The 24,880-nt window shown below is 39.1% G+C and carries 16 protein-coding genes; 8 read left to right on the top strand and 8 right to left on the bottom strand.

Translation table 11 applies throughout. The features are described 5' to 3' along the window. Positions 1-77: 77 nt before the first annotated feature. Both CA730_RS15180 and CA730_RS15175 read right to left on the bottom strand, forming a co-directional pair. On the bottom strand, positions 78-2,147 hold the full coding sequence (locus CA730_RS15180) for a serine/threonine-protein kinase (RefSeq protein ID WP_096668519.1): 2,070 nt from the start codon (positions 2,145-2,147) through the stop codon (positions 78-80). Positions 2,148-2,220: 73 nt separating this feature from the next. Next, the gene (locus CA730_RS15175; protein WP_096668517.1) at positions 2,221-3,930 is read right to left on the bottom strand and encodes a serine/threonine-protein kinase; all 1,710 of its coding nucleotides are present in this window, start codon (positions 3,928-3,930) and stop codon (positions 2,221-2,223) included. 569 nt (positions 3,931-4,499) lie between these two features. On the opposite strand from CA730_RS15175, the gene CA730_RS15165 reads away from it, so the two are divergent. Further along, positions 4,500-6,020, top strand: coding sequence for a phenylacetate--CoA ligase family protein (locus CA730_RS15165; RefSeq protein WP_096668515.1), 1,521 nt, complete (start codon positions 4,500-4,502; stop codon positions 6,018-6,020). 184 nt (positions 6,021-6,204) lie between these two features. Continuing rightward, positions 6,205-6,969 (top strand): D-Ala-D-Ala carboxypeptidase family metallohydrolase, encoded by a 765-nt coding sequence (locus CA730_RS15160; protein WP_096668513.1) that lies wholly within the window; start codon positions 6,205-6,207, stop codon positions 6,967-6,969. A 117-nt stretch (positions 6,970-7,086) separates the two neighbouring features. Here CA730_RS15160 and CA730_RS15155 read toward each other — a convergent pair whose 3' ends face one another. From CA730_RS15155 to pruA, 4 genes are all read right to left on the bottom strand, one after another. Further along, positions 7,087-8,019 (bottom strand): cobalamin-binding protein, encoded by a 933-nt coding sequence (locus tag CA730_RS15155; RefSeq protein ID WP_096668511.1) that lies wholly within the window; start codon positions 8,017-8,019, stop codon positions 7,087-7,089. A gap of 255 nt (positions 8,020-8,274) precedes the next feature. Continuing rightward, positions 8,275-8,790: a hypothetical protein gene (locus tag CA730_RS15150; protein ID WP_096668509.1), complete on the bottom strand. Its 516-nt coding sequence runs from the start codon at positions 8,788-8,790 to the stop codon at positions 8,275-8,277. A gap of 2 nt (positions 8,791-8,792) precedes the next feature. Then, positions 8,793-8,996, bottom strand: coding sequence for a hypothetical protein (locus CA730_RS15145; RefSeq protein ID WP_096668506.1), 204 nt, complete (start codon positions 8,994-8,996; stop codon positions 8,793-8,795). 257 nt (positions 8,997-9,253) lie between these two features. Continuing rightward, positions 9,254-12,232, bottom strand: a complete 2,979-nt coding sequence (gene pruA, locus CA730_RS15140) for an L-glutamate gamma-semialdehyde dehydrogenase (RefSeq protein ID WP_096668504.1) — start codon at positions 12,230-12,232, stop codon at positions 9,254-9,256. Positions 12,233-12,380: 148 nt separating this feature from the next. Between pruA and CA730_RS15135 the strand changes: the two genes are divergently transcribed. After that, positions 12,381-13,403, top strand: coding sequence for a molybdopterin-dependent oxidoreductase (locus CA730_RS15135; protein WP_096668502.1), 1,023 nt, complete (start codon positions 12,381-12,383; stop codon positions 13,401-13,403). Further along, on the top strand, positions 13,400-14,860 hold the full coding sequence (locus CA730_RS15130) for an adenylate/guanylate cyclase domain-containing protein (RefSeq protein WP_096668500.1): 1,461 nt from the start codon (positions 13,400-13,402) through the stop codon (positions 14,858-14,860). The genes CA730_RS15135 and CA730_RS15130 overlap by 4 nt, the downstream gene beginning before the upstream one ends. 256 nt (positions 14,861-15,116) lie before the next feature. On the opposite strand, the gene CA730_RS15125 is transcribed toward CA730_RS15130, so the two are convergent. Further along, positions 15,117-16,148 carry a glycerophosphodiester phosphodiesterase gene (locus CA730_RS15125; protein WP_096668498.1) on the bottom strand — a complete coding sequence of 344 codons (1,032 nt, stop codon included), beginning with the start codon at positions 16,146-16,148 and terminating at the stop codon, positions 15,117-15,119. 255 nt (positions 16,149-16,403) lie between these two features. Here CA730_RS15125 and ligA point away from each other — a divergent pair, with 255 nt between their 5' ends. The 4 genes from ligA to CA730_RS15105 all read left to right on the top strand — a co-directional run bounded on the left by ligA (position 16,404) and on the right by CA730_RS15105 (position 23,585). Then, positions 16,404-18,446, top strand: coding sequence for an NAD-dependent DNA ligase LigA (gene ligA / locus CA730_RS15120; RefSeq protein ID WP_407919739.1), 2,043 nt, complete (start codon positions 16,404-16,406; stop codon positions 18,444-18,446). 80 nt (positions 18,447-18,526) lie between these two features. Next, a complete protein-coding gene (locus tag CA730_RS15115) occupies positions 18,527-19,075 on the top strand; it encodes a fasciclin domain-containing protein (RefSeq protein WP_096668496.1) in 549 nt (182 codons plus the stop codon). Positions 19,076-19,662: 587 nt separating this feature from the next. Further along, positions 19,663-20,844 (top strand): sulfate adenylyltransferase, encoded by a 1,182-nt coding sequence (gene sat, locus CA730_RS15110; protein ID WP_096668494.1) that lies wholly within the window; start codon positions 19,663-19,665, stop codon positions 20,842-20,844. Positions 20,845-21,434: 590 nt separating this feature from the next. Further along, entirely contained in the window at positions 21,435-23,585 is a 2,151-nt protein-coding gene (locus CA730_RS15105) for a caspase family protein (protein ID WP_096668492.1), read from the top strand. A gap of 251 nt (positions 23,586-23,836) precedes the next feature. Here the strand turns inward: CA730_RS15105 and CA730_RS15100 are convergent, their stop codons facing one another. Beyond that, positions 23,837-24,709, bottom strand: coding sequence for an S-methyl-5'-thioadenosine phosphorylase (locus tag CA730_RS15100; protein ID WP_096668490.1), 873 nt, complete (start codon positions 24,707-24,709; stop codon positions 23,837-23,839). Between the last annotated feature and the right edge of the window lie 171 nt (positions 24,710-24,880).

Here is a 24,880-nt window from a genome sequence, read left to right as displayed (position 1 = left end):
CCACAAATAACGGGGTAGGCACGGGGGCACTACCCCTACATTAAATCCAAATCTTTTATATAATTAATTTTCCTTGCTTAATTACTTTCGGGTGTGGGTGTTTCTGTGGGAGTTGGTTCTTCTGTTGGTTCTTCTATTGGTTCGGGTTCTGGGGGATTTTCTGCGGTTAGGGTGAGTTGATAATCTACGGATTCTGAGGCTGTGGAAACAACAACAAATTCATAAAATCCTTTTTCTGGTAATGTTGCAGATATCGTCCGTGCTTGAGAGTCTTGTAGTAATGGGTTTTTCCCAGAGGGGGAATAAATTGAGAGTAAAACTTTGGAATTTGCTTCTAGTTTCACTTCCATATTTTGATCTTTGGCTAGTCCAACAATAAAAACTTTACCTTTTCCTGGTTGGAGAGTTCCACTCACTGTTTTACCTGTAGTGCCTTCAGGAAAGACTATTGTTTCCAATATGCTTTTGTCAAGAATGGCGTTAAGTTGATCATTGACAAATGCGTACCAAACTTGTCCAATGGGTTGTTTAATAAAACTTTTACTCTTTTGTTCGGGAAATTCACTGAAAAAAGCTGCATCACCTAAATCATATAAAGACCGACTACTAACGTTGATTTGATTGACTTGGGCTTTCCATGTGGTGCGTTCATCTCCAGTATAATTTCCCAGTTGGCGGCGGGAGTCAGAAGTGATGGCTAATAGCTTCTCTAGGACTTCGGCGGCGGTTTGATCCCATTCTGCCCTTAAATTTTCATCTTCTGGATTATCACTAAGAATACGCCCCTTTAAATTGGGATATTTTTCCCGGAAAAGTTGGTTCACAAGTTTAACATAAAATTGATAATTTATATCTAATTCTTCACGGCGATCGCTCAATTTTTGTTTGCGTTGTCTTTCTTCTGGTGAAAAAGTTACTTCTGTTTTTGCTGTTTCGGTGGAATGGGGACTGGGTACAATTATCGGGTTATTTCCCTGTAAATTGTTGGTAGGGGTTTTAAGTTTTTGCCAATATAAATAACTCCCAATAGTCAGGAAAAAAACGAGAATCAAAACATTTTTTCCTGTCCAAATACCTGGTTGGGGAGGAGTGGGAATCATCACGGGTTCAGGAACGGGGATTTTCGGGGGAGAAATAGCAACTGTAGCAGATGTGGGGGGTTGCGTTTGCGGATAGCTAACATATTGAGGGTTGAGGACTTGGAGAAGTTGACGGGCTGTTTGATAGCGATCGCTCGCAATTGGTGATAACATTTTGTCTATGATTTGTCCAAGTGCGGAACTGAGGCTGATTTCCCGTCGCCATTGCCAACTAAAATTATAAGTATCAATTAATTCTTGGGGTTGTTTACCTGTCAGTAAAACTAACGTTGTGACGGCTAAAGCATATAGGTCACTGTGGGTGGACACCATACCAGTTTGCATCTGTTCTGGGGGTGCAAATCCTATTTTTCCTAACAAAGTGCCATTTGTGGGAGATGCTATTCCCCCTGTTTGGTAATATTGAGAGGCGACGGTGGCGGCTACTTGTTTAACACCTCCAAAATCAATTAATACTGGTAATTTATCACTACTCCGAAGCATTAAATTATCAGGAGAAATATCACGATGAATAACCCCCAGGGCGTGAATATATTCTAATACTGGTAAAATTTGCTGTAATAATTGGCGGATTTCTATTTCTCTAAATTTTAAGCCCTGTTTTTGCCGACTATTTAATAAGGAATTATAAGTTTCACCATCTATATAATCTTGAACTAGAAAAAGACTTTCTTTCCCTTGTAAGTTGATGCGTAATAGTTCCCGAAATCGGGGAATTTGAGGATGTTGTAATTTGTAAAGTACACTTGCTTCTCGCTGAAAAAGTTCTTCGGCTTTTTGGACAATGTAGGGAGTTTGTACCTGGGGAGAAAATTCTTTTAAAACACAAGCTTCTCGAAAGCGGTTCAGGTCTTCTGCTAAGTAGGTTTTACCAAATCCTCCTTGACCAATTTGTCGAATAATAACATAGCGATCGCCTAAAGTTTGTCCCGCTTTAATACCTTGATTTCCCGAGGTCGGTACGCTGCCAATTCTGTCCCCACATTGGAGACAAAACCTACTACCGGACGGATTTTGATGCCCTTGAGAACAGTATATATTAGTCATTGGTCAGTTGTTAGTTGTCAGTTGTCAGTTGTCAGTTGTCAGTTCTGACAAATTACCCATTACCTATTACATATTACTTATTTTCTACTTTATCAGATGCGATCGCATACCAGATTTGCAGAAAAGTTTTTTGATTTAGTTTCCCACGTTCCTGACCGGTAAACAACGGGTCAAAGGTCTGATATGTATCTGCGCGTAAATCCTGAAAAGATTTATAATTACCTAATTTTCCCGATTTGGCTAACTGTTCCCAGCGTTGGGAATCCTGTTGACTATAACTACCTATTTTCTTTCTAGCAGGTTCACTTAAATTAGCCTTTTCTAGATTATTTAATAACTGATTAGCTATACCATTCCATTGTGTTCTCAAAGCTGCATCATCGGGGTTCTGAGTTAACTTGCGGTTGTTTAATTCTGGGTTTTCGGCATAAAAAACTTCATTAACTGTGGTAATAAAAAATGCCGTAGAAATTTCTAATTGTTGTAGACGACTAAACACCTGTTGAATAGTGCGATTAGTTTTATTTTTTTCATCTCCAGGAGTATTCTTAGATGGGATTTTGGGAAGTTCAACTTGCGGAATTTTAATTGAAGTTATTCCCTTAACTGCAAAATTTCCTAAAGCAAACATACCCGCACCTGTTGACAACATTACCGTAGTCATAATAAAGCTAACCATAAAAGGACGCAACCATTTTGGCATAGGTATTTTCTGAACAAACAAACTTGTCTGATTGTGGACACCACCATGAATACTGCGAACGCGCTTTATTCCTGGCGCTACCACCTGTGTTTTCAACTTAGTAATATAGGGATTGGGATTATTGTTAGAAGTTTGCATAATCTGTGGTGTAGATGAAGTGGATGGTAAAGGTAAATCTTTGATAACTTGTTCGGCTTTTTGATAGCGATCGCTCGGCTTATATGCCAACATCTTTTTCAGGACAGTCTCTAATTTGGGACTAACCTTAATTTCCTTACCCCAAAGCCAAACCCCATTAAAGCTATCATAAAGTAAATGTGCTTCTTTCCCCGTCATTAATACCAAAGCCGTCACCGCTAACGCATAAAAATCACTGCTTTTATAGACTTTTCCCTGAAGTAACTGTTCTTCTGGTGCGTATCCCTTCTTACCTAACAAAGTCGCATTTACAGCCAATTGTGTCCGCCAAAAACCCTGAGAAGCTGGTAACTGTTTAACACCTCCAAAATCAATCAATACGGGTAAACTATCACTTTGACGCAAAATCAAATTATCTGGGGAAATATCGCGGTGAACTATATCTAAAGAATGAATATAAGTTAGCACAGGCAGAACATTATGTAGTAAATTAATCACCTCCTCCTCACTAAAAGACTGTCCTTGACCCCGACGCTGTTCAAATAATTGGTCATAATTATCACCCTCAATATAATCTTGCACCAAAAAGAAAAAATCCTTAGTCCCAATTTTGGCGGAAAAAGAAGCATGAAACCGGGGAATTTGGGGATGTTGGATTTTTTTGAGGACACTTGCTTCCCGTTCAAACAGTTCCTTAGCCTTTTGTAACTCCTGGGGTTTAACAACATTGGGGGCAAATTCCTTTAAAACGCAAGTTTTTCGGGATTTTTGGCGATCAATCGCTAAATAACTGCGGCCAAAACCACCTTGTCCCAATATCCGCGCAATTTCATAACGATTATCAATAACTTGTCCCACCGTCAAAGGTAATGCTTCACCGCACTGGGTACAAAAACGATGACCGCCATTATTTATGTGTTGTTGACTGCAATATATTTGCATGATCCGGGGAGATAAATGGAGAGTTATCAATGGCTACAAAAGCAACGAGGTAATTTACGTTCCCGTAGCATTTAGCAGCTAAAATTTTTATATACTAAACACGGGTGCGATATAAACTTTTGCGAAATAAAAAATAACCTAGTACCGCAGGGGTTTAACAGTAATCATTGGTGTCAACTTAAGTTAGAAATAGCTTATCTGTTTGCTTCCACCGAATTTGTATCACCTCTCATAGTCGAGATTAGCTCACCAGTTCGCCAATTCCAGAATTTTATTTTGCCATTAAAATTACCAGTAATCATCATTCCTCCATCAGCAGTAAAGACAATTGACTCAATTGAATCTGTATTCTGAGTAAAATCACGCAACAATTTACCCGTACTTAATTCCCACAGTTTCAGGGTATTAATGGCACTATCTTTATTCCCAAAGCCGAAAACGAGGCAATTTCGTTTATTGATATGATGGTGAGCTTGTACAGTGGGTAAGTCCTATAGGTTACTAAAAAGTTGCATTTATAGATAGAATTCTGAGAAAGAACAGCCAAATTTTTTGCACAAACCAGCCTTATGAAACCACAAATATCAACACAAAGGGCAATCCTGGGATTAGAAGATTTTATCTCAACTCCCTTAGCAGACAAACTCAAACAGCACCTGAATATTGACTCTCAAGAAATAGCTTTGAGATTATTTCAGGATGTATCTGCTAGTGTACCCGCTTATCAGGCATTTTTAGCAGAACGAGGCATAAGTCCTCAAAATATTCAAACATTAGCAGATTTCCAAAACTTACCAAAAATTAATAAAGAAAATTATATTTCCCGTTATTCTTTGCCCCAACTGTGTAATAATGGAAAACTAGGAAGCTGTGATATGATTGCTGCTTCCTCTGGCTCAACAGGTAAACCCACATTTTGGCCACGTTTCATCACTGACGAATTGCAAATAGCCACCCGCTTCGAGCAAATTTTTCATGATAGTTTTCATGCCGATACTAAACCCAGTTTAGCAGTAATTTGTTTTACCTTGGGAACTTGGGTGGGCGGAATGTTTACCACTAATTGCTGTCGTCATTTAGCCGCTAAAGGTTATTCGATTACAGTTATTACCCCAGGGAATAATAAAACAGAAATTTTGCGAATTGTCCAGGAATTAGGCGGTAATTTTGAGCAAGTTGTTCTATTAGGATATCCACCATTTCTCAAAGATGTCATTGATACGGGTATTACCAATGGAATGCAGTGGGGACAATATCACATTAAGTTAGTCATGGCAGGGGAAGTATTCAGTGAAGAATGGCGCAATTTAGTCGGAGAAAGAATAGGTTCGGAAAATCCCTATGATGATTTTGCTTCCATGTATGGAACAGCAGACGCAGGAGTTTTAGGGAATGAAACCCCTCTTAGTATTTGTATTCGGCGGTTTTTAGCAGCCACACCGGAAGCAGCTAAAGCATTATTTGGGGAGTCGCGTTTACCGACTTTAGTTCAATATGATCCTTGCAGTCGGTTTTTTGAAGTTGAAGATGGAAATTTATTATTTTCTGGTAATAATGGAGTTCCTTTAATTAGATATAGCATTTTCGATCAGGGTGGTTTAATTAGTTATGCAGAAATGCTAGAATTTTTAGGAAATTGGGATTTTAATCCGCTGACAGAATTACAAAATCATCGGGGAATTCATCAATTACCTTTTGTTTATGTTTTTGGACGTTCTAATTTTACAGTTTCCTATTTTGGCGCAAATATCTATCCAGAAAATGTCACAGTCGGACTAGAACAACCAATCATTAGAGAATGGGTAACGGGTAAGTTTGTTTTACAGGTTCAGGAAGATGCAGACGAAAACCGCTTTTTATCTGTGGTTGTAGAGTTAGCACCAGGAGTAGAAGATCATGAAGAGAAAAGATTATCTGTTACTGCTGCTATTTTGACTCAATTATTGCGTCTGAATAGTGAGTTTGCTAATTATGTTCCTCCACAATATCAAACACCTTTAGTAGAATTAAAACATACTGGTGATGTTGAATATTTTCCTATAGGTGTCAAACACAAATATACCCGTAACTATATCAGTAAATATATTTAACATGGCTTAATCGTTCAATTCTATAGGTAGGGGTTTAGCAGTGCTAAACCCCTACTGTTAAAAAAGCGTTTGAAGCTATTGGTATAATTTAATTATCATAGTAAAATTACTGCAAGCCGCAGGTTTAGGATACTACTCACTAAAGTTGCAAAGGTGGTAAAAATCAATGCTAGGAGATTAATCAATGCCAGAAGCTTTAGAAGATTTTGTCAATTTAACCAAAATCCAGTCCTCAAATCAAGTCATCAAACTGACTGAAGCTGATGCTGATACTATTACAGAAATCCAAACCCTACTTAAACGTAAAGGTCTTTATCCCAGTGATATTGATGGTAAGGTAGGCATTTTAACCCAAGAAGGATTTGCCAAATTTAAAGCAAGTGTATGGTTAGATTCACCTGAATTATTAGGTCCATCCGTTGCTGGTGCATTACTGGAAATAGCAGTAGGACATAATGTTAGCGAACAAGTGCTAGACACAAAAGCAGCAGTCTTACCAGAATCAAGTCTAGGTAATAAAACTGGCAAGACCATGAAGTTACCAAATGGAACTATTGTTTATGAACAGGAATTAATAGTTGAAGGTATCCCTCTCACATGGGGAGAGTTCACGAAAGGATGTACCAGAGTTCCAGAATCCACTGAAATCGTTAATAATATAATCAAAGCGGCTAAAGGATTTGGGAAAATTCGCCAGGCTTATGGAAGTCCACTTCAGATTAATTCTGGCTATCGTCCAGCGGCTGAGAATGCGAGAGTAGGTGGCACTCGTGCATCCCAACACATCAAGGGACTGGCCTTAGACCTTTCTCCGATTGATGGCAATATGAAAGGACTCTTTGAAGTTTGTCGTGCTTCTGATTGTACAGGTTTGGGACGGGGAATGCACCGGGGTTTCGTCCATGTTGATTGGCGTGCTGGTGGGCGTGTAGTTTTTGATTATTCCTAAACTCTCACTAGTACAGCTTGGCAGAATTAAGAATTAAAAATTAGGAATCTGAAAAGCAGATTAAATCAACTTTTGAGTAATTTCTAATAATTAGTGATTTTGTCTGCCCTGCAATGATTACAAAACTTTCCAACCAGTGTCTTTATAACCATAGTCAAAAATATCTGGGTGCAATATTTCTGCTAAAATTTCCACAGAATCTACTAATCGCGGACCAGGACGGTTAAAGTAAGCGTTACCATCGGTAATAAATACTCTTCCTGTTTGAACAGCGTGGAGTTTTTTCCATTCTGGGCGTTGAGTTAATAATTCTGCTTCTTGCTGAGTCCGTTGTAAATTAAAGCCACAGGGCATGAAAATAATCACATCTGGATTACTGTCTACTAATGTTTCCCATTTGACCTGAGTAGCAGGTTTGCCAGTGAGGCTAAATAATGGTTTTCCTCCTGCTAAGTTAATTAATTCAGGAACCCAATTTGCAGCGGTCATCAAAGGATCAGTCCATTCAATACAAGCAACTTTAGGCATTTCGGCAGCGGAAAGTCCTTGCAGCCTACGCTTACAAATTCTCACGCGGGCTTCTAGACTTTCCAGTATTTCTACTGAATCCACTCCAAATGTGTGACTAACCCGTTCAATATCACCCCAAAGATCCTGTAAAGTGTTGGGTTGTAAAGAGATAATTTGCGGTGAACTGTGGATAAGTTGGGCAACTGCTTTTTCCACTTCTAGTAAACTGACAGCGCATACATCACATTGATCTTGGGTAATAATGTGGGTAGGTTGCAATTTCTCTAAAACATCCACTTTGATTTTGTAGATACCCAAAGCAGATTGCAATATATCATTGACTTCGGTATGAATAGAACTGCTACTAGCATGACCATTCAAACGGGCTTGGGTACAAACTGGAAGATTGACGATTTCGGGAGGATAGTCACATTCATGCGATCGCCCTACCATAGCATCAAACAAGCCCAGTTTGGCAATAATTTCCGTAGCACTGGGAATCAAAGAAATAATTCTTATATCGTTACTTGTATCAATCATAGTCTCACCCCCCTGGGAATAGGAGTCAGGAGTCAAAAATAGAGAATGGTGTTTAGTGGTTTTTAACAGATATTTCTACCTTCATTTTTGCATATTTTTAGAGAGACGGTATCTATCTTAAGGATGTTAGTATTTGGATTTCGCGCTAAGATAAAAACGTGCAGGGTTTTATTCTAGACATGGATACGCAGTTACACATCTTAATTAGTAATTATATTTCAAAACTGAGATTGTATCTGAATCTAAATATCCAGATTAATAAGGTTCATGAATTGATTTACATTCCCAAAACATTCCCGGACCAACGGTTAAAATTTGCTCATTTGGCATCATTAATTCCCAATAAGCAAGCCCAGAATCATCTTCTAAATCTGGTTCTAAAACCAATTCATAATGATCCTCAAATGATAAAGTAAGTTTAAAACTATGATTACCACCAAGCGCAAAATTAGTTAGTTTTTTATTTTCCAAATACTGTAACGGTATTTTAGCAAGTTCGGCAGCGTTTTGATAATTTGCGAACATAGATGAATGACTGAAAAGACCGTTTCCTATCATTAAATACCAAGGTGTTGCCCTAGTGTTAAGTCGCCAAGTTCCTTTGCGTAAATGTGCTAATTTAGGATGGGAATAGGCAATCATTTCACCAAAATGTAACCGTAGTTCATCCCCATAACTAAATGTAATTTGATGGCAAGTTTCACCAATAATTGGTTGAATAATTTGATTAAGATTTAGTATTGAATTAGCAAGAGATGTTTTAGGAGTCATAATTAATAGCCTCTATCCTCTAAAAATTCTTTAGCTTTTTGTCTAAGTTCCTGATATGTAAAATCACCTCTATTATTTAAAGTTCCTCCATAACCATTTCTTTTTTCTTCCTCCAGAAATGGTCCAAAATCATCTCTTAATTCCGGTAACATACGAAATTCTCTCGCAATTGCATCAACTTGCTTAATATCATCTTTTTTACCCATAAATATAGGGAAACCCTGATGTTATATTGTAACATCAAAACATCATAGTTTGTCTGAATCAGGATTTCCAGGATTTAAGGAATAAGAAAAATCCTAGTACAGCACGGCGTAAATAAAACAACCATTCTCAATCACTAAAAAGCTTACGCCATATTATTTTTGACTTTTGACTTTTGACTTTTGACTTTTGACTTCCGCCTTGCGGTACTAGATCCCCGACTTCTTCAAGAAGTCGGGGATCTGTGTGTGTTATAGAGTTAGTCTGCACCCTCAATTGGGGCAAAACCTTGACGCTGGATGTTTTCTGTGATGTGACGTGGTTCTAGGAATTGCAACAGATAATCTGGTCCTCCTGCTTTTGAACCGACTCCAGAAAGTTTGAAACCGCCAAAAGGTTGACGAGAAACGATCGCTCCAGTAATATTTCGGTTAATGTATAAATTCCCCACTTCAAATTCCGCTTGTGCTTGTTCAATGTGGGAAGGTGTGCGAGAATAAAGACCACCGGTTAAAGCGTAGTTTGTGCCGTTGGCAACGTCTATTGCTTCTTGAAAATCTTTCACCCGAATTACTGCTAAGACAGGTCCAAATATTTCCTGCTGGGCGATAACTCCATCTGCGGGTACTTCCGAAAAAATCACCGGACCGATAAAATAACCTTGACTGGGTGCGGGTAATTCTAAGGCGACTTTTGCTTCTTGTTTACCTTTTTGAATATACTCCAAAATGCGATCGCGCGAAATAGCATCAATCACCGGACCAATTTGGGTACTGGGTAATTCCGTTTCTCCAATATTCAAAGATTTAGTTGCTTCTACCAACCTTTCCACAAAAGCATCATAAATAGGTTCAAGCACAATCACCCGTGAACAAGCAGAACATTTTTGTCCACTATAACCAAAAGCAGATTGAACAACGCCGACAACAGCCTGGTCTAAATCAGCACTTTCATCCACAATAATGCCATTCTTGCCACCCATCTCCGCAATTACTTTCTTGAGGTGCTTTTGACCAGGTTTAAGAACTGCGGCTTCTGCGTAAATTCTACAACCTACTTCCTGAGAACCAGTAAAAGCAATCACATGAGTATCAGGATGATTAACCAAATAAGCACCGACTTGAGAACCTTTACCGGGGACGTATTGAAAAACACCTTTTGGTATTCCGGCTTCTATTAAGATTTCCGTCAACTTTGCAGTAATCACAGAAGAAGTTTCTGCCGGTTTGAGTAAAGTACAATTTCCTGAAACCAAAGCCGCAACAGTCATACCGCAAGCAATAGCCAAAGGAAAATTCCAGGGAGAAATGACAACAGCGATACCTTTCGGCTGGTAAATATAACGATTGGTTTCCCCAACCACATCATAAATTACACCCTTATCCAACCGTTCCATTTCCGCAGCATAATAAAGACAAAAATCAATAGCTTCCGAAACCTCCGCGTCAGCTTCCTTAACAGGTTTTCCCACTTCTAAAACTATCCAAGCCGAAAGTTCAGCGCGTCGTTCCTCCATTAACTCCCCAGCCTTCCGCAAAATATCCGCCCGTTGCTTAACCGGAGTTTTCTTCCAAGCCGGAAAAGCAGCCTTAGCAAATTTCATTGCTTCCTCAGCTTGTTCAACACTCAGTAAACCGACCTTACCAACAACCTGACTAAAATTGGAAGGATTAAGAGAATCAACAAAAGTTGCAGTATTCACATATTCCCCATTTAGCAAAGGTAAATAAGTTTTTCCCAACTGCTGACGCACATTTGCAAAAGCCAAACTCGACCTCTTCCTTCTCTCCTCCTCCGCAAAATCAGTATCCGCAACACCAAAAAAACCTCCTTCCTCCACTCTGCGACTCTGCGCCTCTGCGTGAGACATAATTGGGGCTGCTAACAACTCCTCAACCGGACGATTTTCCAGATTTTGCCGTAAAAACGAACTATTCGCCGTATTTTCCAACAACCGCCGAATCAAATAAGACATTCCTGGTAATAAGTCACCGTAGGGACAATAAACCCGCACACGATAACCCTTATCTACCAAAGCTTTGGCTATTTTATCACCCATGCCGTACAGCACTTGCATTTCAAAACGACGACGGGGAACATTGAGATTTTCCGCAATTGCGATCGCGCGAGATTGCGATCGCACATTATGACTAGCTATGGCAGAATAGACATACTGATGATTTTCCAGCAATAGCTGAGTTATCGCCTCAAAATTGGCATCGGTGGCGACTTTATCATTATAAACTGGTTGTGGCCAATGCTTTTGAGTAGCTTTGATGGTTTCTTGGTCCCAATACGCACCTTTAACTAAGCGAATGGTGAGAGGATAACCCCGTCGTTTTAACCAAGCAATAATATCTCTAGCGTCTTGTTCACTATCCCGCAGATATGCTTGTATTGTCATCCCAATATCTGTGCGTTGACGAAATTCCTCTTCTAGTAATAGCTTCTTGAGAATATTGAACGTGATATTTTTATAGGCGTATTGTTCCATGTCAAAATGGACTGCTGCACCTAATTCTTGAGCGCGACGGAGTAAAGTCCGAATATGATTGCTGACTCGTGCTTCACTACCTTGGGCATCCAAAGGATCAAATTGGGAATAAAACGCCGTTAATTTGACAGAAACCTGGACTTTGGGGATATTTTCGCCGTCAGCTTCATCAATAGCCGGAATTTTCCCCCAATTTTTGGATGCTTCCACCAACTGCTGCATCAATTCAAGGTATCTTTCTAAATAAGATTGCGCCTCTATTTCCGTAATTACCGCTTCACCTAGTAAGTCAATGGTGAAAGCCATTTTGTCTTTTCGCAGTCTCTCAACGGTTTTGATAACTTGCTTGATATTTTCTCCCGAAATATATTTATGTGCTAAAGTTTCTACCGCAGTTCCCACTGTTGTCGCGGCTACCTGTGCGGGCATAGAATCAGGGTTAGCAAAATTTAAGATTCCTTTCAAGGCTGCGGGTAGTTCTACGGAATCATCTCCCAAATATTCTTGCAAATGGGAGGCAATTTCTGATTTACTATGTAAAGCGGGCAAGGTGTCTATAAACCGAAATAATTGTACCCGTAAACCTGGATTACTCATAGCCCAATCGAGTAATTTATCATCAAGGCGCATTTGATCCCGTAAAGCAGCCAAAAATGAGCGATTTTCCTGGGTAGCAGCTAAAACCTGTTTAGCAATTTCTTGGGTTTTCGCTTCGTAAGTGTTGTTTTCTACTTGTAATACCATAAATTTGTCCGTTGTCCGTTGTTAGTTGTCCGTTGTTTCCAAGGGACATTTTTTTTGAGTAATGTTGAATGATTGCGTAAAAACTAACTATGGTGTTACTTGTAACTTAGAAAACACCATTTTGTAAACCTTCCTAGTAATTTTGAATGTGATTTTATTGAATATTGGGAAAAACTGGACTTTAGTAACTTTGGGTATAGGTATAGTTTGTTTGACAGGTTGTACAAAAAAGCCGACAAATGCACAATTAGAAGGATGGCTGAAAGAAGCAAGCGATGCCAATGCGGAAATTCTAGCAGATAAAACCAAAAAAAACCCACAGCGGCAATGGAATTTAGTTATTCAGGGTCAAACAACAGATTTTAAATCAGATACATTGAGTTGGCCGGAGTTGCTTAAATTAGCTACAACAAATATCAACACCATTGATGCCAATAATATTGTTAACCCTAATCAAGTATTTAAATTTCAAGGAATACAGATATCTAAACTTTTAAAACAGTTTGGTGTTCCCCCTGGAGTTACAGAAGTAACCTTTGTTTGCTACGACGCTTATCATGTCACAGTCAAAATAGAAGACTTACACACCTACCCAATTATCTTAGCACTGACTAAAAATGATAAACCAATTCAACGTGACCAAGGTGGTCCGGTTTATTTAATCTATCCCTATACCCAGTATCCCCAACTTCGACAAAAATATAATGAGGGAGATTGGGCATTTTATGTGACTCATATTATATTTGGTACAGAAAAAGTATCACTCCGAGTAGGCGATCGTCAACTCAATTTAGCCGAACTTGATAAATTGCCACAAGTTACCCTTAATCAAAACGTAGGTTATCGCGTCCGCTGGCCTAGTAACAAAGTTAAACTACATGGTGTCAGAATCAAAGACGTGCTTGCTTTAGCTGGGATAAAACCTCAAGCTTCTGTAGTCGTCACAGGGAAACCACCAATTTACCGAAGAACAACGGAAGCCATAGAATTATCATCTACAGATATAAACAAATGTAATATCATTTTAGCCACTAGATGGGGTGAAGATAAACAGCCAATCCTAGCAAAAATGGGAGGTCCTATAACTTTAGCTTTTGGTGATGATTGTTCACAGGAAACCAAAAATAAACGCTGGGTAACTTTCGTAGAAGAGTTAATTCCACAATTATGAAAATATTGACTTTTCGTTCTATTCGTACTCAAATTATGACTTCAATCACCTTACTGATTCTAGGTTTGATTGGTGCGATAGTGACGGTGTGGGCAAAAAGTGAAAATACCCTCTACCGCGAAGAAAAGTTAAATGATGCTAAAAGTATTTCTAAAGTCCTCAGCTATACATACTCTAACGAATTATCAGAAGAAAATTGGAGTCAAATTCGTCTAAATATAGATTTTATCTTGCGAGAAAATGAAGATTTTGTCTATGTCTTGGTTTCAGATATCCGCCAAGACAATCAAATTGTGGCTGCTTCCCCTAACGAATATCAAAACCAATACATTCCTAATATTGTGCCTTTAATTGTCACCAAAAGTGCATTAAAATCCTCTAAAACAACTCGCGTTATCGAAACATTTATCCTCAAAGATATTTATTTTGGAGACAAATTACGGGCTAAACGAGGTGAACCAGTAATTGAAGTAGCTTCGGATATTCGCACAATAGCAGGTAAAAACCTTGGTGTTTTACGAATTGGTTTATCTCTGCAAAAAGTAGATCGTGCTGTTAATAATGCAGTCAATCAGGCTTTAATAGTAGGTTCTATAGGATTGGCTGTAGGTTGGTTATGTGCCTACATTTTAGCACAACATTTAAGTGATCCCGTACGGCGTTTACAGTCTAGTGTAGCCCAAATTGCTGGAGGAGATTTACAACATCGTGCCAATATTAATCATCGTAGAGATGAAATTGGCGCATTGGCAAATTCCTTTAACGAAATGTCAGCAACATTGCAGATATCTTTTAGCAAATTACAAAAAACCTTAGACTCATTTGAGAAATTTGTACCCGATAAATTTGTTTCTGTCATTGCCCCTGAAGGCATAGAAAATATTACAGTTGGTATGGCTTCTACCCGAAAAATGACGATTTTATTCTGCGATATTCGCAGTTACACTTCTATGTCAGAAGCTATGGAACCCATAGAAATATTTACATTTTTAAATGACTATTTAGCCTGTATGGGAAAAGCCATAGATGAATCTGGTGGATTTATTGATAAATATATCGGTGATGCCATCATGGCATTATTTGATGATGATAGTACAGACTGTGCTATCCAAGCCGCAATTTTGATGATTAAAGCTTTAGATAAGTTTAATCATGAACGATCAAAAAAAGGATTACCAATCATTGCTACAGGAATTGGTATTCATCGGGGTACAGTAGTTATGGGTACAGTTGGTTTTACCTCCCGCATTGATTCCACCGTGATTGGTGATGCTGTCAATGTGGCTTCTCGGATTGAGGGATTAACAAAGCAATATAATTGTAATATTTTGATTACAGAATCAGTAGTGAATAGCTTATCTAAGCCTGAATTGTTTTCTTTAAAACTGGTAGATGAATCCGTCAAAGTTAAAGGTAAAGATAAAGCTATTTCTATTTATGAAGTTCTGATTGAATAGGAGGAGTCAGAAAAAAGAAAATTAACCAATTACTAATTACTTATTCCCCACATCTACTATATTACAATTAGTCATTCTCTTTAATAAAGCTGAAAATCTTGCTATCTTAGCTGCTAACTCTATGGAATATCAAGCATACTCTCAAGCTATTCGACAAGAATATGCTTGGGTATCAGAATTAGAATATATCATTGGTAGAAAACAAGTTTTAGAAAGATTTTGGCAGCGAGAAAAAATTTATTTCACCCCCTTAAGATTATTGATAGCTGTGAAAAGTTGGGCAACTGCGGTTAAGCGATTTAATGATGAATTGTTCATGGAGTTTGACTTTTACAGCTTTGTCTGGATAATCACTAAAGACACCATCTACACCTAAGTTAAAAAATAATTGATATTCTTTTTCAGGATTTGCTTGACAATCTAAGGGTAAGAAAAAATCCTCGTTTCTAAAAGTCCAAGTGTGAACTTGTAAATTAGCTGCATGAGCATTTATAATTAAAGATGTTGGTGATAGTAATTGACCATGATTATCTCTGGGAATCAATAAGTTTTTATTTACACCTATTGCTTGGGCATATTCAGTAATTTCTTTTAACCCTTTTTGATTTAATAAATCTGTATAAGTTCGAGGATCATGATTAATCACAAAATCGTAAGGTTTACCAGTTTCATTAATTAGTTGGACTAAAGGTAAATCTGTTTTTTGAGATAATTGTTTGAGGTTACTAACTTCAAAGGATTGAATAAATATAGGTAAGTTAATTTTTTGTAAGTTGCATAATAAAGTGTCTTCTAATGGTAAACCAATTGTTTGAAAATAACTAGGATGTTTTGTTTCGGGATAAATGCCAATTTTGCGTCCAGTTTCTTGACTTTTCTGCTGGGCTAAATCAATGATTTCTGTAAAGGTGGGAATAGGAAATATGCCATCATAAACTAGGTTTTGCGGGCGTAATTGGGGAATAGGTTCTTTAGCTGTTAAGGTTTTGATTTCGGCGATGGTAAAATCTTCTGTAAACCAACCTGTTTTAATTTCATTATCAATAATTTTCGTGGTTTTTAAATGAGCAAATTCGGGATGATTGGCAATATCACTAGTTTCAGAGATTTCATTTTCATGACGGGCAATTAAAATACCATCTTTGGTAATTACTAAATCGGGTTCAATATAATCAGCACCTAAATCAATTGCTAATTCATAACTAGCTAAAGTATGTTCGGGACGGTAGCCACTTGCACCACGATGAGCGATAATAATAGGGGGTTTGTTTGTGAAAGTTTGAGTCATAATTATGGTTTGCTACAAAAATTTATCTGTGAGGGCTAGGAGTCAGGAGTCAGGAGGAAGAATTAGAAGGAAGTCAGAACAGTCTCAAAGTTGAGAAAGTGATAGTCAATGAATAGTTCTTTCTAACCTGAAAAACCTTAATTTGTTTAGGTTTTCGCTTTATCCAGCAATGCCCAAAACCTCTTTCCTGTTCCCTTGCCATAACGACAATTTCTAACGCCAACCCACTTATTATTTTTTGTTATGAAACTGATAATGTCAACTCAGCCGGAAGTAAAACGTATAGAAGAGTTACGAAGATTGTTGCAACAAGCTGGCTATGCCTATTATGTTTTAGATGCGCCAATTATGGAAGATACTGTATATGATCGGCTGTATCGAGAGTTGCAAGAATTAGAAACGCAAAATCCCGAATTAATTACTCCCGATAGTCCAACTCAGCGTGTTGGCGATCGCCCTGCCACCCATTTTACTTCAGTCCGTCATAATATTCCTCTATATAGCCTGGAAAATGCTTTCAATATTGAAGAATTGCAAAGTTGGGATCAGCGTTGGCGGCGATACTCACCCATTCAGTATAATAACGTAGAACTGGAATATGTATCTGAGTTAAAAATTGATGGTGCAGCCTTGGCTTTAACTTACGAAAATGGTTTTTTAGTCAGGGGGACAACGCGAGGAGATGGGGTCATGGGTGAGGACATTACCCAAAATGTCAGGACTATTCGCTCAATTCCCCTGCGTTTGAATTTTGACGGTTTAGAAAATATTGCTAAAGTCGAAGTCCGAGGAGAAGCATTCCTACCGCTACAGGTATTTAAGGAAATTAATGAGAAGAGACAAAAAGCTGGGGAACAATTGTTCGCTAATCCGCGTAATGCTGTGGCGGGTACGCTCAGACAATTAGATTCACGGATTGTAGCACAGCGACAGTTAGATTTCTTTGCTTATACTCTGCATATTACAGGTTTGGATGATTCTAGTATTGCGAATACTCAATGGGAAGCTTTGGAATTGTTGCAAAAAATGGGTTTTCGAGTGGATACCAATCATAAACTTTGCCATTCTATTGCTGAAGTTGCTGAATATTACCAATATTGGGATACAGAACGGCTGAATTCTCCCTATATGACGGATGGTGTTGTCGTTAAATTAAATACATTTAGACTCCAAGAACAATTAGGGTTTACACAGAAGTTTCCCCGCTGGGCTATAGCCTTAAAATATCCGGCGGAAGAAGCCCCGACCCGTGTAGAAAAAATTACTGTCAATGTTGGCAGAACTGGGGCATTAACTCCTCTAGCAGAAATGTTGCCCGTACAATTAGCAGGAACAACTGTTTCCCGTGCTACCTTACATAATAGCGATCGCATCGAGCAATTAGATATCCGCATTGGCGACACCGTGATTGTTCGCAAAGCCGGAGAAATCATTCCCGAAGTCGTCCGGGTCATCAAAGAACTACGTCCCGCTGACACTCAACCTTTCATTATGCCTTCCCATTGTCCCGTCTGTGGTCAACAGGTAGTCAGAGAAACGGGCGAAGCTGTTACTAGATGTGTAAATTCTTCCTGTGCGGCGATTCTTAAAGGTGAGGTTGAACATTGGGTCAGTCGTGACGCTTTAGATATTAAAGGTGTGGGGGAGAAGTTGGTGTATCAACTTGTAGACAAGGGCTTTGTACATTCCATTGCTGATTTATATGAATTAAAGACAGATAAATTATGTGCATTAGAACGCATGGGACAAAAATCTGCGGAAAAATTGGTGAAGGCGATCGCTCAATCAAAAACCCAACCCTGGTCTAGAGTATTATATGGTTTAGGCATCCGTCACGTTGGCAGCGTCAACGCCCAATTACTCACCGAGAAGTTTACCACCGTTGAAGAGTTAACAGCCGCCAGACAATCAGATATTGCAGGCGTTTATGGTATCGGTGCAGAAATCGCCCAATCAGTCTATCAATGGTTTCGCACCCCAGCCAATCAAACCTTAATCTCCCGGATTCAGACCATTGGCTTACAATTAGCCAACAGCACCGAAACCAAAGCAGTAGAGAAAATTAATCAAAATTTTGCTGGGAAAACCTTTGTCGTTACCGGCACATTACCAACCTTAAAACGGGATGAAGCCAAAGCCCTAATTCAAAAAGCAGGTGGTAAAATTACTGATTCAGTTAGCAAAAAAACAGACTTTTTAGTTGTGGGTGCAGATGCCGGTTCTAAACTAGAAAAAGCCCAGAATTTAGGAATTAGCCAATTGACAGAGGCACAGTTATTAACAATGCTGGCAGAATAGTTACAAATGAACATAAATTGTTAAATTCTGTTACAATTTTGGTAGTGAATTTCAACTAAAACTTGTGGGAGCGAGAAATCATGAATTCCATTTTTGGTAAAACACTTGCTATCGCTGTAGCTGCAACCACCCTTTTCGTCAGTGTTCCTGCTTTTGCAGAAAGCCAACCTGCGCCCATGAGCAAGAAAGCTGATAATAGTAAAACCACTGTAGGCACAATTATTGATGTTGCCAGTGGTAACAGTTCTTTTAAAACCCTGGTAACAGCTATTAAAGCAGCAGGTTTAGTAGAAACCCTATCTGGTGAAGGCCCATTTACCGTATTTGCACCCACAGACGCAGCCTTTGCTGCCCTACCAAAAGGAACTTTAGAAAAACTTTTGAAGCCAGAAAACAAAGGAACTTTAGTCAAAATTCTGACCTATCATGTAGTTCCGGGTGCAGTTTACGCTAAAGATATCAAACCTGGTGCTGTAAAAACAGTTGAAGGTCAACCAGTAAATATAAAAGCTAAAAAAGGCGTAGTGTATGTAGGTAACGCTAAAGTTACTAAAACAAACGTTAAAGCTAGTAATGGCGTAATTCATGTAATTAATAAAGTGCTACTTCCTCCTAATGTGAAGTTGTAGAATTGGCAATTTTTTTAGATCAGGCGAAATGCTGCATTGTTTCTTTTATTGCCTAATATTATAGCGATCGCATCGAATCATAGCACATATAGGTGATAAATCAATGCGATCGCTGATTATTTAGGCGTTGCTAATTAGTTTCAGGGTTAAAAAAGTGAATCAGGCACCAGGAATAAGTAACGCAAAAACTCTCTCTATTTCTTCTCTCTCTGTGTTCTCTGTGCCTCTGTGGTTCTTTTATTGGGATAATTTTTTTCTTGGAAGTTCCTAATTTGAAAACTCTCTTGAGTTTAAACTTTGGTTTAACACAACTTTTATTTTAATTGTTTGTAATGTTTTATAGCAGGAGTCAGGAGTCAGGAGTTTAGAAGGAAGAAGGAAGAAGGAAGAAGGAAGAAGGAAGAAGGAAGAAGGAAGAAGGAAGAAGGAAGAATAAAATTTCTTACCCATTAGCCATTCCCCATTAGCCATTCCCTAATCTCACCCTTTCCGACCGGCAAAGGCAAAAAATTCACAGAAATTTAACAATGTGTACCAATAATTTGGTAACTTAGTACATAGTTTGCAACAATTAGGGAAAAATTACGTTGAGTTACCATCCAGATGCTATTGCCGCCCACGGTGGAGAGTTAATTAACCGGGTTGCTTCCTCAGCACAAAGAGAACTATTTCTCTCCAAAGCTGACTTTTTACCGCGTGTGGAACTTGATGAGCGAGCAGTTTCCGATTTAGAAATGATTGCCATTGGTGGTTTTAGTCCTTTGACTGGTTTCATGAACCAAGCAGACTATAACCGAGTCGTCACAGAAATGCGGTTAGCTAACGGTATTGTCTGGTCAATTCCTATTACACTGTCTGTAACCGAAGAAGTAGCAGCCCCTCTACAAAAAGGCGGTTTGGTGCGTCTGGATAACCCCAGAGGCGAGTTTATTGGGGTATTGGAACTGACCGAGAAGTATACCTACGACAAACAACAGGAAGCTATCAATGTTTACCGCACTGATGATCTAAAACATCCTGGGGTGCAGGTAGTTTATAACCAAGGTTCTATCAACCTATCAGGTGATATCTGGTTATTGCAACGTGACACTCATCCCCATTTTCCCCGCTACCAAATTGACCCCGCTGCTTCACGGGAAATGTTTCGAGAAAAAGGCTGGAAAACAATTGTGGGTTTCCAAACTCGCAATCCTATCCACCGCGCCCATGAATATATTCAGAAATGCGCTTTAGAAACTGTAGATGGTCTATTTTTGCACCCACTGGTAGGGGCAACTAAGGAGGATGACATCGCCGCTGATGTGCGAATGCGTTGTTATGAAATTTTACTAGAACACTATTACCCTGTAGATAGAGTAATCTTGGCAATTAACCCAGCAGCCATGCGCTATGCAGGTCCAAGGGAAGCCATTTTCCATGCTTTAGTGCGGAAAAATTACGGCTGTACACATTTTATTGTTGGACGTGATCATGCGGGTGTAGGTGACTACTACGGCACTTATGACGCTCAGTATATCTTCGATGAATTCGCCCCTGAAGAGTTGGGAATTGTGCCAATGAAGTTTGAACACGCTTTCTATTGCAAGCGCACCAAACAAATGGCCACAACTAAAACCAGTCCTAGCAGTCCAGAGGAACGAGTTCACCTGTCAGGAACAAAGGTACGGGAAATGTTACGTCGGGGTGAATTACCACCACCAGAATTTTCTCGTCCAGAAGTTGCGGCTGAGTTAACCCGGGCTATGAAAATTTCACCTGTATTAGTTTAGCTGAAACAGCAATAAGCCTCACACCTGCCCGATAGGGAGGTGTTGAGATGAATTGCGTAGCGTGCCGTAGGCTTGTGAGTTGACGACAGTCTTCCGACAAATGCCGTAGGTGTTCGTGGTAGCGTCTCGTAGAGAGGAAGGAAGACATGGAGGAAATGAGCAAAATATTTTAAATTTGGTATAAGGTATAATAGATTTGGTTGACTTCACCCCTATTGGTGTCTGATAAGCCTCTGTCCAATAGCATTGCGATTATTGGTAAGCGACTCTGTTGCACAGCATAGAAGCAAGTAAGCACATATTAATTAATATAAATCACCTCCGGGTTTGTCCTATAGCGCAAATAAGCCAGCATTTCATCCAGGACAGTAAAATTTGTAGGGTACAAGGTAAGAAATTGCACAGTCTGCGGAGGGGCTTCTCGTGGACTTAAAACAAAGCTCAGTTAATGTCTTCATAGAAGAGTCGCTGAGAAGCCTACACTGTATGCTTGCACCAGTGTAGGAGTATGTCACATTAAGATCAAAAACTTTACTGTACAGACTTTAGCCTTTAATATTAGCTAATGGGCTAGGGTATGATAGCTAACTATGAAACGGCGTAGGTTTTTACAACGGATTAGCGGCTTATTAGCGGCATTGGGAGTGGCGGAAACTGAGTGGTTGAGTTTGGGAAATCCCTATTACCAAGCTTTAGCACAATCTCACCAGCGGAAGTTAGCATTATTAATAGGTATTAATCAATATCCACAAAGTCCTGCCCTGGGGGGTTGTATAACTGATGTGGAATTGCAAACAGAACTGTTAATTAATCGTTGTGGCTTTGCAGCAGCGGACATTTTGACTTTAACTGATGAACAAGCTAGTAAAGATTTTATTAAAGCGGCTTTTTTAGATCACTTGGGTAAGCAAGCCAAATCTGAAGATGTGGTAATTTTCCATTTTTCTGGCTATGGGACTTGTGTGAATTTGGGAAGGGGAATCTTAGAAAATGCCATAGTTCCTGTTGATGAGAATAATTTATTAGGCACAAAATCGAGAAACTATTTATTGACAGAAACTCTGTTATTATTATTGCGATCGCTCCCTACAAATCAAGTTACGGCAATATTAGATACCAGTTACAATCATTCTCATGGATTAAAACCCACTGGTTTACGAGTGCGGACTCGTCCAGAATTATCAACAGCAATTTTACAAATACAAGAATTAGAGTTTTTATCCCAACTGAAAAATCAGCAATTAGCTAATAATCATCCTCTAATTATCAACGCTACCGCAGCACCAAATCAACAGGCAGGAGAATTTATTTTCTCTAATGGCACTGCGGGATTATTAACTTATGCTTTAACTCAATATTTGTGGGAAACTACCCCAGCTAAAACCATTTCGGTTTTTCTTTCTGGTGTTGCCACTTCCATGTATCAGTTGGGTGGAAAACAACAACCAAGTTTATTAAATGACTCAAAAAAATTTCCCAATAATTTAATTATTGATTATTTTCCCATTGATAACTTGAGAAGTATTGGCGTGGTTCAAGCCATAGAAGAAGATGGTAAAATATTCAAGTTATGGTTAGGGGGATTACCTCTCCACGTTCTCACTAATTATGGCGTAAATTCTCGGTTAATCCTGGATACAGGGGCAGAATTAACTGTTAAATCACGAAGTGGGTTAGTAGCTAAAGCTAAATTGACAAATAAGGAAGTTACCAATCTACCTCAAGTTGGGCAAATAGTCCAAGAAAGTATTCGCATATTACCCCGCAATATTTCCGTGAATGTGGCTTTAGATGAGAATTTGGAAAGAATTGAAGTGGTAGATGCTACTAGCGTTTTTTCAGGAATTAGCCGCATTGCTAATATTGTTACCACCCAAGAAACCGCTGATTATGTGTTTGGTAAAGTTGCCCAAATTCCTAGCCGTTATGGTCTTTTTTGCCTGGGTGGTGAAGCGATTATTAATACTATCGGGGAAGTTGGGGAAGCGGTGAAGGTGGCAGTACAGCGATTAACACCGCAATTTTCGACTTTGTTGGCATCAAAATTGTGGCAATTGACAGAAAATCAAGGTTCTTCCCGTTTACCTGTGAGGGCAACTTTAGAGGTTGTGAAGAGTATTGTCCCCCGTGTGTTTATGGTGAGAGATACTTTGGGAATTGCTAGTCAGGATAACATTTTGCAACCACCTGGCTATGAGCGAATTGCTATGCCGACAATTCCTGTGGGTAGTCGTTTGCAATATAAAATCGAAAATTTGAGCGATCGCCCTATATACTTAATTTTAGTGGGTTTAAATAATAATCAAAATGCCTTTGCTTTTTATCCTTGGGAAGTTTTTCCAGAAACAGAAATTCCTCCTACTAAACCCCAACTAATAGAAATTCTCATTCCTCCAGGCCAAACTATGAAAATCCCAGATAATCAATCTGTCTCTGGTTGGTTATTACCCACACGTTATACTTTTTGTCAACACCAAATTATTTTGAGTACAGCACCGTTTCAGGAAACTCTCACGGTATTGGCGATGCCTTCGGCCAGCGCAGCTATCGCTAAATATCCTACCACAGATCAACAGGCTATTAGTCCCATAATCAACCCTTTGGAAGTTGCCCAAGCTATATTACAAGATATACATAATGCTAGTAAAGTCAAAACTGATATTAATATTACTACCAATGATGCCTATGTTTTGGATGTCAATAATTGGGCGAGTTTGAACTTTAGTTTTCAAGTTGTTTAGAAAATCACCGAGTCAGGAAGTAGGGATCTCGTTATCAACTCGCTAAAGAAACTGCCTTAAAACGTTTGGAAGAGTTAGAAAAACGCCTTCGAGATGCTGGCATTTCTGACTAATTTCTATTCAGATCCAAATATCCCCGACTTTTTAAGAAGTTGAGGATATTTTACTTTAACATCCAGAATATGGCGATCGCCATCGTCAATTCTAATTAGCAGGATTAGTTTTACCCTCATCCCCAATCCCCTATTCCCTTACAAATACTTCTCCAATAACAAAGCCAACTTCTCCTTAGTTGCTGCTGGTGCATTTGCTAAATTCGTCAAAATCGCATACTTCAAAGCCGAATGCGCCTCACTAGCAGGGGGATTTGCACTCAACCGCTTCACAGTTTCTTGAATTACCTTTTGTGCATTTACCGCATTTTTGTGTAAATTACCAATTACCATTTCCACCGTCACACTATCATGATCGGGATGCCAGCAATCATAATCCGTCACCAGCGCCAACGTTGCATAGGCGATTTCCGCTTCCCTGGCTAACTTCGCTTCGGGTAAATTTGTCATCCCGATTACCGTAGCATCCCAACTTCGATAGAGATGAGATTCAGCCTTAGTGGAAAAAGCCGGTCCGTCCATACATACGTAAGTACCACCATCATGTAACGTGACATCTGGTAAATTTAAAGAAGCGATCGCATCCCCCAAAACCCCAGCCAAATTCTGGCAAATCGGCTCACTAAAAGCAATATGCGCCACAATCCCCTCACCAAAGAACGTAGAAATGCGATTGTTGGTTCGATCAATAAACTGATCAGGAATTACCATATCCAGAGGTTTAGCTTCAGCCTTCAAAGAACCCACAGCGCTCGCAGAGATTAAGTATTCTACCCCCAATTGCTTCATCGCGTAAATATTAGCCCGAAATGGCAACTCAGAAGGTAACAGAGTATGATTACGACCATGACGCGCTAAAAACGCCACGCGAGTTTCCTCTAAAGTTCCGAGAATAATCGCATCCGACGGTGAACCAAAAGGGGTATAAATCTCTACTTCCTCCACATCTTTCAGCGCTTCCATCTTATATAACCCGCTTCCACCAATGATGCCAATTTTAGCTATCGTCATAAACTATCCACTTTCTAATTAATTGAACTAACAAGTAATTTTACCGAAAACCTGTCTATTGATAAATGCACAAAATCCACAGATACTGATTTTTGATAATTCCGTAGGGATGCTAATACAAAAATCTCTGAATTAATATACCTTAGTTTTATAACCGATAAAAAATAAACT

This window comes from Dolichospermum compactum NIES-806, from assembly GCF_002368115.1.
In the GTDB taxonomy this organism is placed as follows: domain Bacteria; phylum Cyanobacteriota; class Cyanobacteriia; order Cyanobacteriales; family Nostocaceae; genus Dolichospermum; species Dolichospermum compactum.
Note: the sequence above shows the minus strand (reverse complement) of the source record. Positions and strands in the feature narration are given on the sequence as shown.

Bases quoted from the DNA above. Each gene is read 5' to 3' on its own strand.
- CA730_RS15165 (WP_096668515.1), top strand. From the start codon at position 4,500: ATGAAACCACAAATATCAACACAAAGGGCAATCCTGGGATTAGAAGAT.
- CA730_RS15155 (WP_096668511.1), bottom strand. From the start codon at position 8,019: ATGATTGATACAAGTAACGATATAAGAATTATTTCTTTGATTCCCAGT.
- CA730_RS15175 (WP_096668517.1), bottom strand. From the start codon at position 3,930: ATGCAAATATATTGCAGTCAACAACACATAAATAATGGCGGTCATCGT.
- pruA (WP_096668504.1), bottom strand. From the start codon at position 12,232: ATGGTATTACAAGTAGAAAACAACACTTACGAAGCGAAAACCCAAGAA.
- CA730_RS15160 (WP_096668513.1), top strand. From the start codon at position 6,205: ATGCCAGAAGCTTTAGAAGATTTTGTCAATTTAACCAAAATCCAGTCC.
- CA730_RS15105 (WP_096668492.1), top strand. From the start codon at position 21,435: ATGAAACGGCGTAGGTTTTTACAACGGATTAGCGGCTTATTAGCGGCA.
- CA730_RS15145 (WP_096668506.1), bottom strand. From the start codon at position 8,996: ATGGGTAAAAAAGATGATATTAAGCAAGTTGATGCAATTGCGAGAGAA.
- CA730_RS15125 (WP_096668498.1), bottom strand. From the start codon at position 16,148: ATGACTCAAACTTTCACAAACAAACCCCCTATTATTATCGCTCATCGT.
- CA730_RS15115 (WP_096668496.1), top strand. From the start codon at position 18,527: ATGAATTCCATTTTTGGTAAAACACTTGCTATCGCTGTAGCTGCAACC.
- CA730_RS15130 (WP_096668500.1), top strand. From the start codon at position 13,400: ATGAAAATATTGACTTTTCGTTCTATTCGTACTCAAATTATGACTTCA.
- CA730_RS15100 (WP_096668490.1), bottom strand. From the start codon at position 24,709: ATGACGATAGCTAAAATTGGCATCATTGGTGGAAGCGGGTTATATAAG.
- CA730_RS15180 (WP_096668519.1), bottom strand. From the start codon at position 2,147: ATGACTAATATATACTGTTCTCAAGGGCATCAAAATCCGTCCGGTAGT.
- ligA (WP_407919739.1), top strand. From the start codon at position 16,404: ATGTCAACTCAGCCGGAAGTAAAACGTATAGAAGAGTTACGAAGATTG.
- CA730_RS15150 (WP_096668509.1), bottom strand. From the start codon at position 8,790: ATGACTCCTAAAACATCTCTTGCTAATTCAATACTAAATCTTAATCAA.